The organism is Amycolatopsis sp. Hca4, from assembly GCF_013364075.1.
Classification (GTDB): domain Bacteria; phylum Actinomycetota; class Actinomycetes; order Mycobacteriales; family Pseudonocardiaceae; genus Amycolatopsis.
The window spans coordinates 1,047,620-1,061,372 of sequence record NZ_CP054925.1; the positions used below are offsets into that span (position 1 = coordinate 1,047,620).

The following is a 13,753-nucleotide window of genomic DNA, read 5'->3' on the forward strand; positions in this document are numbered from 1 at the left end:
CTCACCGATGAAGATCGCGATGGTGTCCGAGCACGCCAATCCCCTCGCCGCGCTGGGCGAAGCCGACGCCGGCGGCCAGAACGTGCACGTCGCGGAGCTGTCCGCCGCGCTGGTGCGCGCGGGTCACGAGGTCACCGTCTACACGCGCCGGGAGAGCCGCGACGAGCCGCCGGAGGTGCGGACGCCGCAGGGCTACCGCGTCGTGCACGTGCCCGCCGGCCCGGCCCGCAAGGAGCCGAAGGACCACCTCCTGCCCTACATGGGCGAGTTCGGCAGCTTCCTGCGGGACCGGTGGGCGATCGAGCAGCCCGACCTGGCGCACGCGCACTTCTGGATGTCCGGACTGGCGACCTCGCTGGCGGCGAGCGCGACCGGGACGCCGGTGGCCCAGACCTTCCACGCGCTGGGCGTGGTCAAAAAGCGCTACCAGGGTGACCAGGACACCAGCCCGGCCGACCGGATCCGGCTGGAGCGGATCATCGGGCGGCAGGCCGGGCGCGTGATCGCCACCTGTTCCGACGAGGTCTTCGAGCTGTCCCGCCTCGGCGTGCCGCGGTCCCGGATCTCGATCGTGCCCTGCGGCGTCGACCTCGGCCGGTTCTCCCACGACGGGCCGGTCGCCCGCCGCCGCCTGCCGCACCGGCTGGTCGCCGTCGGCCGGCTGGTCCCGCGCAAGGGGTTCGACATCGCGATCACCGCGCTGGCCCAGCTGCCCGACACCGAGCTCGTCATCGCGGGCGGCCCCGAGCGCGGCCGCCTTTCCCAGGACCCGGAGGCCACCCGGCTGCGGCGGCTGGCCGAGAAGCTCGGCGTCGGCGACCGCGTCCGCTGGCCCGGCCAGGTCTCACGCGACGAGATGCCTGCCCTGCTGCGCTCGGCCGACGCGGTCGTGTGCACCCCGTGGTACGAGCCGTTCGGGATCGTGCCGCTGGAGGCGATGGCCTGCGGTGTCCCGGTGGTGGCGGCCGCGGTGGGCGGCCTGACCGACACCGTCGTCGACGGCGTCACCGGCTTGCTGGTCCGCCCGCACCAGCCGAAGGAGCTGGCCTCCCGCGTCCGGCGGCTGATCGACGACCCGGCGCTCTGCCACGCCTACGGCACCGCGGGCCACGACCGGGCGGTGGCCCGGTACTCGTGGGACCGCGTCGCCGCGGACACGCTCCGCGCGTACCACAAGCTGGTCCCGGAAACCGCGATCACGGCCGAGGCCCGCTGACCCGGAGGGTCGGTCCGCGTACCGGAAGGGTCGGCTCGCGTACCTGGACAGTCGGTTCGTGAGCCGACCCTCCAGGCACGCAGGCCGACCCTCCGGGTACGCAGGCCGACCCTTCCGGTTCAGCCCACGTAACGACGGGCCTTCGACTCCCGCTGGGGTGCTTCCAGCAGGCGCAGGCCGTGCTCGACGTGCGGCGGGACCACCCGGCGGTCCCGGACCACCCAGGGCAGGCCGCGGGCCACGTCCAGCAGCGCTGCCGCCGTGGCCCGGTCCCGGGGCGCGGTGCGCAGCACGTCACGGCCGCGGCGGAAGACCGCGGGCCAGGGGCGGCGCAGCAGCAGTGTCCACAGCGTGTTGCGGATGCCCAGGCGGCGGCGGTGCCGCGGGTCGCGCAGCTTGGACGGCGCGTGGTGGATCACGACGTCCTCGGCCCAGCACATCCACCAGCCCCGCGCCGCGAGGTCCAGTGCGAACAGCTCCTCCTCTCCCCCGAGCCACATCCGGGTCGAGAAGCCGCCGACCTCGCGGAACGCGCTGACGCGCACCGCCGTCAGGCCCGCCATGATGCCGAGCAGCGCCGGCCCCGGCAGCCAGTCCGGGCCCGGCACGGGCGACTCGCGCAGCTCCGGCGTGATCGGGTCCTCGGCCAGGCCGGGCTCGACCAGGCAGCGCCCGGTCACCGAGCCGAGGCCGGGGAACTCGTCCAGCAGGTCGGCGGCCCGGGTCAACGCACCGGGCTGCCACGTCGTGTCGTCGTCGCAGAAGGCGACGTACGGGGTCGTCACCTCCTCGACGGCGACGTTGCGGGCCACCGCACCCAGGTTCTCCGCGAGCCGGAACAACCGGACCTCGGGGAACTCCCGGGCGACCAGGTCGGCCGTCCCGTCCGCGGAACCGTTGTCGGCGACGAACAGGGGCGCCGCGTCCGGCAAGGACGTCATGTGCGCCAGCGTCTCGCGCAACTGCTCGCGGCGGTTGCAGGTGATGATCACGACCGAGATTCGCGCCATTCGGCGGTCCTTTCCAGAGTCCGGGCCTGGTGTTCGACGTGGGCGGGCAGGACACGCCGGGAGCTCAGCGCACGCGGCAGCCTCGGGACCGCGCCCAGGACGGCGCCGGGCGCCTGCACGAGTGTCCGGGCCACCTCGCGACGGCAGACGCGCGGTGGCCGCCGCAGCACGGCGATCAGCAGCCGGTTGCGGAGCTCGGCCCGGCGGCGCCACGCCGACGGCGGCCGCGACCGGGACGGGTGGTGGTGGGCGCGCAGGTGCCCGACGTAGCAGACCTCCCAGCCGCGTGCGGCCAGGTCGTAGGCCAGCAGCTGTTCCTCGGCGCCGAAGTGCAGCAGCGGGCTGAAGCCGCCCACCTGCAGGTACGCCGAGCGCCGCACGATCGCGGAGCAGGCCAGGAAGCCGAGCACCAGCGGCCCGGGAGCACCGTCGGGGTGGCCGAGCGGGCTGCGCTCCATCTCCGGCGTCACCGGGTCGTCCCGGCACTCCGGGCCGACGAGGGTGCGCGCGGCGAGCAGGCCGGTCCGCGGGTGCTCGTCGAAGATCCGCTCCGCCTCGGTCAGCGCGTCGGGCGCCCACCACGAATCGTCGTCGCTGAAGGCGACGTACGGTGTTTCGGCCGCGATGACGCCGAGGGTGCGCGCGGCCGCGCCGAGGTTCTGCGGCAGGCTGATCACCCGCACGGATCCGTGCCGCCGGGCGACCTCGGCCGTGTCGTCCCCGGAGGCGTTGTCCAGCACGACGACCGGCGGTGGCGGGTCCAAAGAGGACAGCTGGGTCAGGGTGCGGGCCAGCTCGCCGGCGCGGTTGCGGGTGGCGATGACGACGGTCGTGCGCGCGCTCACCGCGATCCCACCAGCTCGGCCACCAACGCGGCCAGCGACGGCGGGTGCGCGGGCGGGCGCACCGGCGCCGACAGGCACCACTTGAGCCGGGCGTCGAGCAACGCCGGGTCGGCGACTTCTTCGGCGGCCACCACCGGCCAGTCCAGTGCCTTGCCCTGCGCGGTCACCTTGCCGCCGCCGGCCACCGGGTCGACGGCGAGCACCGGCACCCCGGCCTTGAGCCCGAAGACCAGGCCGTGCAGCCGGGTCGTCACCACGGCGTCCATTTTGGACACCAAGGCGGCGAACTGGTCCGGGGTCGCGCACCGCTCCCAGTCCTCGTGCGCGAGACGGGTGTCCAGCGGCACCCGGGCGCAGTCCAGCCCGGCGAGCCAGCCGGTCAGTGCCGCGTGGACATCGTCGTGCCGTCCCGCGTCGCGGTACTCCGGCTGGTGCGGCGCCAGGATCACCCCCAGCACCGGAGTGGGTGACACCGGCGCCCCCAGCGCCAGGTCGAGTTCGGCGGTGCTGCCGTCGTCGCGCGGCAGCACCCGGTGGAAGCCCGTCACCGCCGGATCTTCGGCGTCGGGGACGGACACGCCGACCGCGATCCGGCGGCAGGACGCGTAGCGCTCGTGCAGTGAACGCACCTGCGGCCCGTGGACCGGGCCGCAGACGAAGACGAGGTGCGTGTAGTCGTCGGGGGGCGCGTCGGGCAGGTGCAGGGTGCCGGGCCGGAAGCCGGGGCTCCACGCGACCGAGTGGTCGATCCCCGCCTCCGCCAGCGCCGTGCCGGCCGCGCGCAGGCTCAGGACGTCACCCGCCGTCGCTTCGCCGTGCAGAAAACTGGCCCAACCGGTGAGCAGAACTCGCATGGTCGGGACGCTTACCCGCTCACCACCCCCTTACACGGTTTTGCGGCCACCGGCGCCGGGTAGCCGCCTCGGCATGACGGATCCGGGAGTGACCAGGCGGTTCGGGCGTGCGGTGGTGACCGGGGGTGTCGGCTTCGTCGGCGCCCACCTGTGCAAGCTGCTGCTCGAAGAGGACATCGAAGTGATCGCCGTGGACAACCTGGTGACGTCCTCGGCGGACACCCTCGACCACCTGCGCCGCCACGAGGGATTCCGGTTCGTGCGCCACGACGTCACCCAGCCGATGCCGCTGAACTGCGAGACCGACGTCGTGTTCCACCTGGCCTCGGCCGCGTCGCCCCGCGACTACCTCGCGCTGCCGATCGAGACGTTGCGCGCGGGCTCCCACGGCACCGAGAACGCGGTCGAACTGGCTCGCCGCACCGGCGCCCGGTTCGTGCTCGCCTCGACCAGCGAGGTCTACGGCGATCCGCTGGAACACCCGCAGCAGGAAGGGTATTGGGGCAACGTCAACCCGATCGGGCCACGCAGCGTCTACGACGAAGCCAAGCGCTACGCCGAGGCGCTGACCTCGGCCTACCGCCGCGAATACGAAGTCGACACGGCCATCGCGCGGATCTTCAACACCTACGGCCCCGGCATGCGCGCCCACGACGGCCGGATGATCCCCGCCTTCCTCGACCAGGCGCTGAAGAACGAGCCGATCACCGTCACCGGCACCGGGGAACAGACCCGGTCCATCTGCTACGTCGAGGACACCGTCCGCGGGCTCCTGGCGCTGGCCCGGTCCGGCCACCCCGGGCCGGTCAACATCGGCAACCCGCACGAGCTCACCGTCCGCCAGGTGGCCGAGCGGATCAAGGAGATCACCGGGTCGAGCTCGCCGATCGAGTCCATCGACGCCGTCGTCGACGACCCGCAGCGCCGCTGCCCCGACATCACCCTCGCCCGCGACGCCCTCGGCTGGGAACCGAAGGTCGACGCCGACGACGGTCTCCGTCGCACTGCGGCTTGGTTCCGCCGGGCGCCGTCGCGCTGAGTAGCGACGCCCAGGGCTTTTGCGCGCCATCGTTTATCAACGACTTCGCCGGGTAGCGCTATAGGCGAGAGCGGGCCCTGCGAGTCCGCACCGAAACGCCAGAGGCAGGTCGATGCGCATACTCGGGATCAACGCCGTCTTCCACGACCCCGCCGCAGCGCTGGTGGTGGACGGGGAGATCGTCGCCGCGGCGGAAGAGGAACGGTTCAGCCGCCGCAAGCACGGCAAGCAGGCCGTGCCGTTCTCCACGTGGGAACAGCCCGCCCAAGCCGCCGCTTGGTGCCTGGAACAAGCCGGACTGTCCGCGAAGGACCTCGACGCCGTCGGGTACTCCTACGACCCCGCGCTGGTCGAGCCGGGCCTGCCCGGCCACGACCCCAGCGGCGAGGAGCTGCGGACGGAGTTCGCCAAGCGCGCGCCCCTGTTCCTGAAGTCCGCCTTGCCCGGGCTCGACCCCGGCATCGTCAAGTTCGTCCGGCACCACGTCGCGCACGCCGCGTCGGCCGCGCTCGCCGCGCCGTTCGGCGACTGCGCCGTGCTCGTCGCCGACGGGCGCGGGGAGAGCACGTCCTACCTGGCCGGTGAGTACCGCGACGGCCGGTTCAAGGAGCTGGCGGCCCAGAAGCTGCCGCACTCGCTCGGCCTGCTCTACGAGGACCTCACCGAGCACTGCGGGTTCGCGCGGTCGAGCGACGAGTACAAGGTGATGGCGCTCGCCTCCTACGGCACGCCGGAGTTCCTCGACGAGCTCTGCGAACACGTCCACGTCACCGGCGACGGCGGCTTCCGCGCCGCCGGCGTCAACCTGGCCGATCTGGCTCCGCGCCGCGAAGCGGGCGAAGAACTCACCCGGCGGCACGCGGATCTCGCCGCCAGTGTCCAGAAAGTCCTCGAAGACATCCTGCTGGAGCTGACGGACTGGCTGCACGAGTCGACCGGCCAGCGCGACCTGGCGCTGGCGGGCGGCATCGCGCTCAACTGCGTCGCCAACACGCGGCTGCACGCCGAGGGCCCGTTCGACCGGATCTGGGTGCAGCCCGCCGCCGGGGACGCGGGCACCGCGCTCGGCGCCGCGCTGCAGCTGGCCGCCGACGCCGGGGAACGCGGCGCGCCGATGGGCGACGCCGGCCTCGGCCGCGGGTGGACCGACGACGAGCTCGAAGAAATCCTGATCAAGGCCAAGCTGCCCTACGAACGCCCGGACGACCTCGCCGAGACGGTGGCCGAAGCGCTGGCGAACGACGAAGTGATCGCCTGGTTCCAGGGCCGGGCCGAATTCGGCCCGCGGGCACTGGGGCACCGGTCGCTGCTGGCCCACCCGGGCCGCAAGGCGAACCTGGAGCGGCTCAACGACGTGAAGGGCCGCGAGCAGTTCCGCCCGGTGGCGCCGATGGTGCGGGCCGAGCGGGCGGGCGAGATCTTCACGCGCGGCCCGCTGCCCAGCCCGTACATGCTGTTCGTGCACGACGTCGCCGAAGACTGGCGCGACCGCATCCCCGCCGTCACGCACGTCGACGGCACGGCTCGCGTGCAGACCGTCGAGGACCGCGAAAACCCGGTCCTGGCCCGGATGCTGGCCGCGTTCGAGCGCCGGACCGGTCTGCCGGTCGTGATCAACACCAGCCTCAACACCGCGGGCCGCCCGATGGTCGACTCGCCGCGGGACGCCCTCGAGTGCTTCGGCTCGGCCCCGATCGACCTGCTCGCGCTGGGGCCGTTCGTGCTCCGGCGGCCCCGTCCCACCCGAACCGGCGCGGCGTCGCCGGAGAAGAAGGAGGTGCCGTGATGGAAGACCATCTCGCCGCGCTGGCCGAAGCCGCCGGCCGGGCCCGCGAATCCGCGCCCAAGATCCTTGCGTGGGGCCGGCACCTCGCCGGCGTGTTCGAGGCCGGCGGCAAGCTGCTCGCCTGCGGCAACGGCGGCAGCGCGGCCGAAGCCCAGCACCTGACCGGCGAGCTCGTCGGCCGGTTCCGCGACGACCGGCGGCCGCTGTCGGCCATCGCGCTGCACGCCGACACCTCGGCGACCACGGCCATCGTCAACGACTACGGCGACCACGAGGTCTTCGCCCGCCAGGTGCGGGCGCACGGGCGGCCGGGTGACGTGCTGGTCTGCCTGTCCACCAGCGGCACCAGCCAGAACGTCGTCGCCGCGGCGAAAGCGGCGCACGAACTCGGCGTGACGACGTGGGCGCTGACCGGGCCCGCCCCGAACCCGCTCGCCGCCCTGTGCGACGACGCCGTGACGGTCGAAGCGCCCAGCGTCGCGACCGTCCAGGAGATGCACCTGGCGCTGGTGCACGGCCTGTGCGCGGCGCTCGACGACGCGCTCGGGGTGACCGCGTGAAGCCGCTGGTCGTCCTGGGCGACACACTGCTGGACGTCGACGCCGAAGGCACCGCCGAGCGGCTGTGCCCGGAGGCGCCGGTCCCGGTGGTCGACCTGACGGCCCGGCGCCGCCGCCCCGGCGGGGCCGGTCTGGCCGCGCTGCTGGCCGCGCGGTCCGCGGCCGAGGTCGTCCTGGTCACCCCGCTCGGCGACGACGAAGGCGGCCACGCGCTCAGCGGGCTGCTGGAACCGGACGTCACCGTGCTGCCGCTGCCGTTGCGTGGCACGACGGTGTGCAAGACCCGCGTCCGCGCGGGCGGGCAGTCGTTGCTGCGCCTGGATTCCGGCGACGGCACGGCGACCGCCGACCCGCTGCCCACCCGGGTGCAGGAGGTACTGGAAGACGCCGGCGCGATCCTCGTCGCGGACTACGGCCGCGGCCTGACGCGCAACCCGGACGTCCGGCGGCTGCTGCGGGAGCTGGCCGAGCGGATCCCGGTGGTCTGGGACCCGCACCCGCGCGGCGCGCAGGCGGTACCGGGCACGCGGCTGGTCACGCCGAACCTGGCGGAGGCCCGCGCGGTGCTGGCCGGGCACGAGGACCCGCCCGAGCTCGCCAAGCTGCTGCGCGGCCACTGGCACGCCGACGCCGTGGCGGTGACCGTCGGGGCCGGCGGGGCGGTGCTCGCCGACGGCCTCGGCGAAACCACCGTCCCGGTCCCGGCCGCGGCCCGGACCCCGGGCCACACCGCGCCGGACACGTGCGGGGCGGGCGACCGGTTCGCCGCCGCGGCCACCGCGGCCCTGCTCGGCGGCGCGGACACGACCGAAGCCGTGGTGACGGCGGTCGAGGCGGCCGCCCGGTTCGTCGCCGCCGGCGGCGCGACCGCGCTGTCCACCGACGACGGCCCGGCGCCCGACCCGCAGCCGGCGACCGACGCCTTCGGCCTCGCCGAACGGATCCGCGCCACCGGTGGCAGGCTGATCGCCACCGGCGGCTGCTTCGACCTGCTGCACCCCGGGCACGTCAGCCTGCTGCGGCAGGCCCGCGCCCTCGGCGACGCGCTCGTGGTGTGCCTCAATTCCGACGCTTCGGTGCGGGGCCTCAAGGGCCCCGGCCGCCCCCTGGTCCGTGACCGCGACCGGGCCCGGCTGCTCACCGCGCTGTCCTTCGTGGACGCGGTCGCCGTCTTCGACGAACCGTCGCCCGCCGCCGTCCTGGCGAAGCTGCGCCCGGACGTGTGGGTCAAGGGCGGCGACTACGCCGAGGCGGACCTGCCCGAACGCGAAGTCGTCGAACGGCACGGCGGCGAAGTCGTGCTCGTCCCGACCGTGCCCGGCTACTCGACGTCGCGGCTGGTCGCCGCGGCGGCCGGTGCCTGAACCCCCTCCGACATTCGAAGGAGTGCGATGCGACCCCTCGGCAACGTCCTGATCACCGGTGGCGCGTCCGGCCTCGGCGCCGCCACCGTCGACGCCGTCCGCAAGGCGGGCGGCACCCCCTACGTCCTCGACCGCGTCCGCCCCGACGACCCGGCCGAGTACGTCGAAGCCGACCTCACCGACACCGCCGCGACCGAAGCGGCGGTCCGGGAACTCGCCGAGCGCGCGGGTGGCCTGGACGGCGTCTTCACCGCCGCCGGCACCGACGCCTGCGGGCCGCTCGGCGAAGTGTCCACAGAGGACTGGGAGCGGGTCGTCAAGGTGAACCTGTTCGGCACGGCCGCGGTGATCCGCGCCGCGCTCCCCCACCTGGAACGCTCGCACGGCACGGTCGTCACCGTGGCGTCCACCCTGGGCATCAAGGCGGTGAGCGACGCAACCGCCTACTGCGCCTCGAAGTTCGGCGTCGTCGGCTTCACCCGCGCGCTCGCCGCCGAGCTCGCCGGGCGCGTCGGCGTCACCCTGCTCGTGCCCGGCGGGATGTGGACGCACTTCTTCGACGACCGCACCGACCAGTACAAGCCGCCACCGGACGCGAAGCTCAACCAGCCCGAGCACGTCGCGAACACCGTCGTCTTCGCACTGCAGCAGCCGCCCGGCGCCGAAGTCCGCGAGATGGTCGTGTGCGCGTCCGAGGAGGGGTCGTGGCCGTGAGCTCCGCGGTCCTCGTGCTGCGCGCGCTCGGCGTCGGGGACCTGCTGACCGCGGTCCCCGCGCTGCGGGCCCTGCGGGCGGCGTACCCGGACGACCGGCTGGTGCTGGCCGCGCCGGAGCAGCTGCGCGACCTGGTCGAGCTCATCGACGCCGTCGACGAACTGCTGCCGACGCCCGGGCTCGGCGAGCTCGCCTGGCCCGGGCCGCCGCCGCGGCTGGCGGTCAACCTGCACGGCAGCGGCCCGGAGAGCGTCCACGACCTGCTGGAGGCCGACCCCGCCGAGCTGCTGACCCACCGCCACCCCGACTTCCCCGACGTGCCCGGCCTCGAGTGGCGCGACGACGTGCACGAGGTCGACCGCTGGTGCCGGCTCGTCGAGTACGCCCACCTGGAGGCCGACCGCTCGGCCCTGCACCTGCCCGTGCCACCGGGCCCGAGCCCGGCCCCGGACGCCGTCGTGGTGCACCCGGGTGCGGCGTTCCCGGCCCGGCGCTGGCCGCCGGAGCGGTTCGCGACCGTCGTCCGTGACCTCGCCGCGGACGGGCACCGCGTGGTGCTCACCGGCAGCGCCGCCGAGCGCGACCTGGCGATTTCGATCGCCGAAGCGGCCGGACTCGGCGACGACGCCGTGCTGGCCGGGCGCACGGACCTCGCGGAACTGGCCGCGCTGGTGGCCGGAGCGGCGCTGGTCGTCTGCGGCGACACCGGCGTCGGGCACCTCGCCACGGCGTTCGGCACACCGTCGGTGCTGCTGTTCGGCCCCACGCCACCACGGCTGTGGGGGCCGCCGCCGTCCGCGCGGCAGCACGTCGTGCTCTGGGCGGGCAACGTCGGCGACCCGCACGGCGGGGAGCCGGACGGCGGGCTGCTGCTGCTCGGCGAGGAGCGCGTGCTGGCCGCGACGCGTTCGGCGCTGGAAATGCGGGTGGCCCATGGGTGAGCACATCGGGATCGTCGGCGCGGGCTACGTCGGCTTGACCAGTGCCGCCTGCTTCGCCCGGCTCGGGCACCGCGTCACCTGCGTGGACGCCGACGAGTCCAAAGTGGACGAGCTGGGCCGGGGCGAGGTGGCCATCGCCGAACCCGGCCTCGCCGAGCTGGTCGGTCAGGGGCTGGCCGACCGGACGCTGAGCTTCACCACCGCCCAGGCCGAGCTGTACGGCGCGGATCTCGTCTTCCTGTGCCTGCCCACCCCGCCCGCCGCGGACGGCCGTCCCGACCTCGGCGTGCTCGAACAGGTCGTGCCGCAGCTCGGCCGGCTGCTGCGGCCCGGCAGCGTGCTGGTCACCAAGTCGACGGTGCCGGTCGGCACCGCGGCGCGGCTGCCCCACCTGCTGGGCCGCGACGACCTGCCCGTGGTGGCCAACCCGGAGTTCCTCCGGGAAGGCCACGCCGTCGAGGACTTCCTGCACCCGGACCGGGTGGTGGTCGGCACCGACCCGGCGGCTTCACCGGCGGCGCACCGGGTCGCGCGGCTGTACGAGCCGACCGGCGCCCCGGTGGTGGCGACCGACTCGGCCAGCGCGGAACTCGCGAAGTACGCGAGCAACGCGTTCCTCGCGGTGAAACTGTCCTACGTGAACGTCCTGGCCGAACTGTGCGAGCAGTTCGGGGCGGACATCCGCGAGGTGTCGCGGACGATGGGCCTCGACGCCCGGATCGGCCCCGGCTTCCTCGCCCCCGGCCCCGGCTGGGGCGGTTCGTGCCTGCCGAAGGACACCTCGGCCCTGCTGCACGCGGCCGAGTCGGCGGGTGTCGACTTCGGCATCCTGCGGGACGCGGTCCGCGTCAACGCCCGGCAGCGCGCCCGGGTGGTCCGCGCCGTGCGGCAGGCGGTGACCGGGTCACCGGCGGGGTCACTCGCCGGCGCCCGCATCGGACTGCTGGGCCTGGCCTTCAAGGCGGGCACCGGCGACCTGCGCGACTCCCCCGCGCTGGCCGTGGCCGACGACCTCGCCCGCGCGGGTGCCGAGCTGACCGCGCACGACCCGGCCGTCGGGTGCGTGCCCGGCGCCGCCGCGCTCCAGGTGGTCGACGACCCGTACCTGGTGGCCAAGGACGCCGCGGCGCTGGTCGTGCTCACCGAGTGGCCCGAGTTCCGGGACCTCGACTGGGCCCGGCTGGCCGCGTCCGCCGACCGCGCGGTCGTCGTCGACACCCGCAACCTGCTCGATCCCGCCGCCCTCGCCGAGGCGGGGTTCGCCCACCTCGGCGTCGGCACCCATCCCCGGAGGCAGTCATGACCCTGCGCGTCCTCGCGCTGACCTGCACGCTCAAGCCGTCACCGGCGAAGTCGAGCAGCGACCTCATCGCGCGGCAGCTGCTCGAGGGGTTCGCCGAACGCGGCGCGACGGGCGAGGTGGTCCGCGTGGTCGACCACGACGTACGTCCGGGTGTCGAGGCGGACATGGGCGACGGCGACGCGTGGCCGGACATCCGGCGGAAGATCGCCGCCGCCGACGTCCTGCTGATCGCCACCCCGACGTGGGTCGGGCACATGTCGAGCGTGGCGCAGCGGGTCCTGGAACGCCTCGACGCCGAGCTGTCCGAAACCGACGGCGAAGGCCGCCCGGCGATGTTCGGCAAGGTCGCGGTGGCCGCGGTGGTGGGCAACGAGGACGGGGCGCACAAGATCATCGCCGACCTGTTCCAGGCGCTGAACGACGTCGGCTTCACGGTGCCCGCCCAGGGCGCGACCTACTGGAACGGCGAAGCCATGCAGGGCGGCGACTACCAGGACCTCGACGAGACGCCGAAGGCCGTGGCCTCGACGAACGCGACCCTGGTCCGCAACGCCGTCCACCTGGCGAACGTGCTACGCGAACAGCCGTATCCGGCCGAGTGACTAGTCCGTTCGAGTGACATCGCTGCGCCGGAAGAGTGTGGCGCACGCCACGGGGTAATCAGGCGGGACCTTCGATCCTCGTCAGGGGGCCCCGCCATGCCGAACCGCGTCATGATCAGCCGTGACAGCAAGCCCATCCCGTGCGAAGAGTGCGGACTGCCCACGTTGCACGTCGCCCGGCTCGTGTCGGGCGACGGCACGTTGCTGGGCCAGACGATGGTGTGCACGGCCTGCCGCCGGCACCGCTCCGACGCCGACGCCGTCGCCATCCAGTAGTCCTCAGCGTTTTTCGAGCTGCTCCAGCAGCAAGCGTGCGGGCAGCGTCAGTGTCCCGAGGCCCAGCCGGGCCGGAACCCCGTCTTCGTCGGCCGTCACCAGCCGGTTCTCCAGCTTCTCGAGCAGGCGGCGGCATTCGCCGAGCTCGACGGGTTCGCCGGCGGTCGCGACGGCCTCGACGGCCCCGCCCAGGTGGTGCATCAGGTCGGCCAGCGCATCCCGCGCGTCGGGCCAGGGGTACTCGAACGGGTGCTCCCGGCGGCCGGTGGTGGTCGTCCGCACGGCGGCGACCAGCTGGGACATCGCGGGCCACAGCCCGATGAGCGTCCGAAGCGGACGTTCGTGGCGCGCCCCGGCGGAGGGCCGCCCGCGGCGCAGGTTGAGCAGCCGCCCTTCCCGCGTCAGCCCGACGGCTTCTTCGGCGGCCAGCACCTGGCTGCGGGCGTCCCGCACCCGGGACGTCAGGCCGTCGAGGTCTTCGGGCGGCTCGTCCTGGCGAATCAGGTCGGACATCGTTTCGAGCAGGCCCGCGAGGGCCTTCCCGAGCCGCCCGGCGGCCGCGGCGAGCCGTTCGCCGTAGAGGGGCGGCAGGATCAGCGTGTTGACGGCGACGCCGATGGCCGCACCGAGCGCGGTTTCGAGCAGGCGGTCGCCGAGCAGGACGGGCTCGCGCGCGGTGCCGTAGGAGACGACGAGCATGCCGGTGACACCGACCCAGACGCCGGCATCGCCGAACCGCCGCCAGCTGCCGGCGAGCAGCCCGAGGAAGACGACGGCGGCGAGCGCCACGGCCTGCGACGGGATGAGCTGCCCGGCGACGGCGGCGAGCAGGACACCGGAGGCCACGGAGCCGACCTGCTGCAGCCACCCCCGCAGCGACCGGTAGACGGTGGCTTCGACGAGGAAGACGGCGGCGTAGGGGGCGAGGAAGGGCTGCGGAAGCCGCAGGACGAGCGTGGCGAGCAACCAGGCGGCGGTCGCGGCGAAGGTGGCCTTGGCGCTCTGGACGAGGATCCGCCGCTCCCGCCCGGGAACGCGGACGGCGCGGGCGAACCAGCCGATCGGCGTGCGGTCGTGGTGTTCGTCGGCTTCGGGGGCGGCGAGGACTGCGGCGCGGGTCCGCAGCATGCCGACGAACCGGCCGGCCGCGGACGGGCGACGCCGGCCTCGGTCGGTACGGGAGCTCCCGCCCGGCCGCGCCGGCCCGGCACCATCCGCCGCCGCCGAGCCGCCGCCGCTTCCC

14 protein-coding genes are annotated in these 13,753 nt (G+C 74.3%); 10 read left to right on the forward strand and 4 right to left on the reverse strand.

Annotated elements, in window-relative coordinates; all coding sequences use genetic code 11:
* The first annotated feature begins 7 nt into the window (after positions 1 to 7).
* On the forward strand, positions 8 to 1,216 hold the full coding sequence (locus tag HUT10_RS04335; RefSeq protein ID WP_176169974.1) for a glycosyltransferase family 1 protein: 1,209 nt from the start codon (positions 8 to 10) through the stop codon (positions 1,214 to 1,216).
* Between the two features lie 119 nt (positions 1,217 to 1,335).
* On the opposite strand, the gene HUT10_RS04340 is transcribed toward HUT10_RS04335, so the two are convergent.
* The 3 genes from HUT10_RS04340 to HUT10_RS04350 are packed head-to-tail and all read right to left on the reverse strand — an operon-like array spanning position 1,336 to position 3,925.
* Positions 1,336 to 2,226 carry a glycosyltransferase family 2 protein gene (locus HUT10_RS04340; RefSeq protein WP_176169975.1) on the reverse strand — a complete coding sequence of 297 codons (891 nt, stop codon included), beginning with the start codon at positions 2,224 to 2,226 and terminating at the stop codon, positions 1,336 to 1,338.
* Positions 2,205 to 3,071 carry a glycosyltransferase family 2 protein gene (locus tag HUT10_RS04345; RefSeq protein WP_176169976.1) on the reverse strand — a complete coding sequence of 289 codons (867 nt, stop codon included), beginning with the start codon at positions 3,069 to 3,071 and terminating at the stop codon, positions 2,205 to 2,207. The genes HUT10_RS04340 and HUT10_RS04345 overlap by 22 nt, the downstream gene beginning before the upstream one ends.
* Positions 3,068 to 3,925 carry a polysaccharide pyruvyl transferase family protein gene (locus tag HUT10_RS04350; protein WP_176169977.1) on the reverse strand — a complete coding sequence of 286 codons (858 nt, stop codon included), beginning with the start codon at positions 3,923 to 3,925 and terminating at the stop codon, positions 3,068 to 3,070. Before HUT10_RS04350 ends, HUT10_RS04345 begins: the two co-directional genes overlap by 4 nt.
* A 73-nt stretch (positions 3,926 to 3,998) precedes the next feature.
* Between HUT10_RS04350 and HUT10_RS04355 the strand changes: the two genes are divergently transcribed.
* The 9 genes from HUT10_RS04355 (at position 3,999) to HUT10_RS04395 (ending at position 12,510) form a co-directional block, all read left to right on the forward strand.
* Positions 3,999 to 4,964, forward strand: a complete 966-nt coding sequence (locus HUT10_RS04355; protein ID WP_176169978.1) for an NAD-dependent epimerase/dehydratase family protein — start codon at positions 3,999 to 4,001, stop codon at positions 4,962 to 4,964.
* Positions 4,965 to 5,076: 112 nt separating this feature from the next.
* Positions 5,077 to 6,750, forward strand: a complete 1,674-nt coding sequence (locus tag HUT10_RS04360; protein ID WP_176169979.1) for a carbamoyltransferase C-terminal domain-containing protein — start codon at positions 5,077 to 5,079, stop codon at positions 6,748 to 6,750.
* A complete protein-coding gene (locus tag HUT10_RS04365; protein WP_176177666.1) occupies positions 6,750 to 7,310 on the forward strand; it encodes an SIS domain-containing protein in 561 nt (186 codons plus the stop codon). The genes HUT10_RS04360 and HUT10_RS04365 overlap by 1 nt, the downstream gene beginning before the upstream one ends.
* Positions 7,307 to 8,674 (forward strand): PfkB family carbohydrate kinase, encoded by a 1,368-nt coding sequence (locus HUT10_RS04370; protein ID WP_176169980.1) that lies wholly within the window; start codon positions 7,307 to 7,309, stop codon positions 8,672 to 8,674. The genes HUT10_RS04365 and HUT10_RS04370 overlap by 4 nt, the downstream gene beginning before the upstream one ends.
* Before the next feature lie 27 nt (positions 8,675 to 8,701).
* Complete coding sequence (locus tag HUT10_RS04375) at positions 8,702 to 9,388, forward strand: SDR family oxidoreductase (RefSeq protein ID WP_176169981.1); 687 nt, start codon at positions 8,702 to 8,704, stop codon at positions 9,386 to 9,388.
* Positions 9,379 to 10,329, forward strand: coding sequence for a glycosyltransferase family 9 protein (locus HUT10_RS04380; protein ID WP_176169982.1), 951 nt, complete (start codon positions 9,379 to 9,381; stop codon positions 10,327 to 10,329). The genes HUT10_RS04375 and HUT10_RS04380 overlap by 10 nt, the downstream gene beginning before the upstream one ends.
* Positions 10,322 to 11,632 carry a UDP-glucose/GDP-mannose dehydrogenase family protein gene (locus HUT10_RS04385; protein WP_176169983.1) on the forward strand — a complete coding sequence of 437 codons (1,311 nt, stop codon included), beginning with the start codon at positions 10,322 to 10,324 and terminating at the stop codon, positions 11,630 to 11,632. The genes HUT10_RS04380 and HUT10_RS04385 overlap by 8 nt, the downstream gene beginning before the upstream one ends.
* A complete protein-coding gene (locus tag HUT10_RS04390) occupies positions 11,629 to 12,234 on the forward strand; it encodes a flavodoxin family protein (RefSeq protein ID WP_176169984.1) in 606 nt (201 codons plus the stop codon). The genes HUT10_RS04385 and HUT10_RS04390 overlap by 4 nt, the downstream gene beginning before the upstream one ends.
* Before the next feature lie 96 nt (positions 12,235 to 12,330).
* The gene (locus HUT10_RS04395) at positions 12,331 to 12,510 is read left to right on the forward strand and encodes a hypothetical protein (RefSeq protein WP_176169985.1); all 180 of its coding nucleotides are present in this window, start codon (positions 12,331 to 12,333) and stop codon (positions 12,508 to 12,510) included.
* Between the two features lie 3 nt (positions 12,511 to 12,513).
* Here the strand turns inward: HUT10_RS04395 and HUT10_RS04400 are convergent, their stop codons facing one another.
* The gene (locus HUT10_RS04400; RefSeq protein ID WP_176169986.1) at positions 12,514 to 13,638 is read right to left on the reverse strand and encodes an aromatic acid exporter family protein; all 1,125 of its coding nucleotides are present in this window, start codon (positions 13,636 to 13,638) and stop codon (positions 12,514 to 12,516) included.
* Positions 13,639 to 13,753 lie beyond the last annotated feature (115 nt).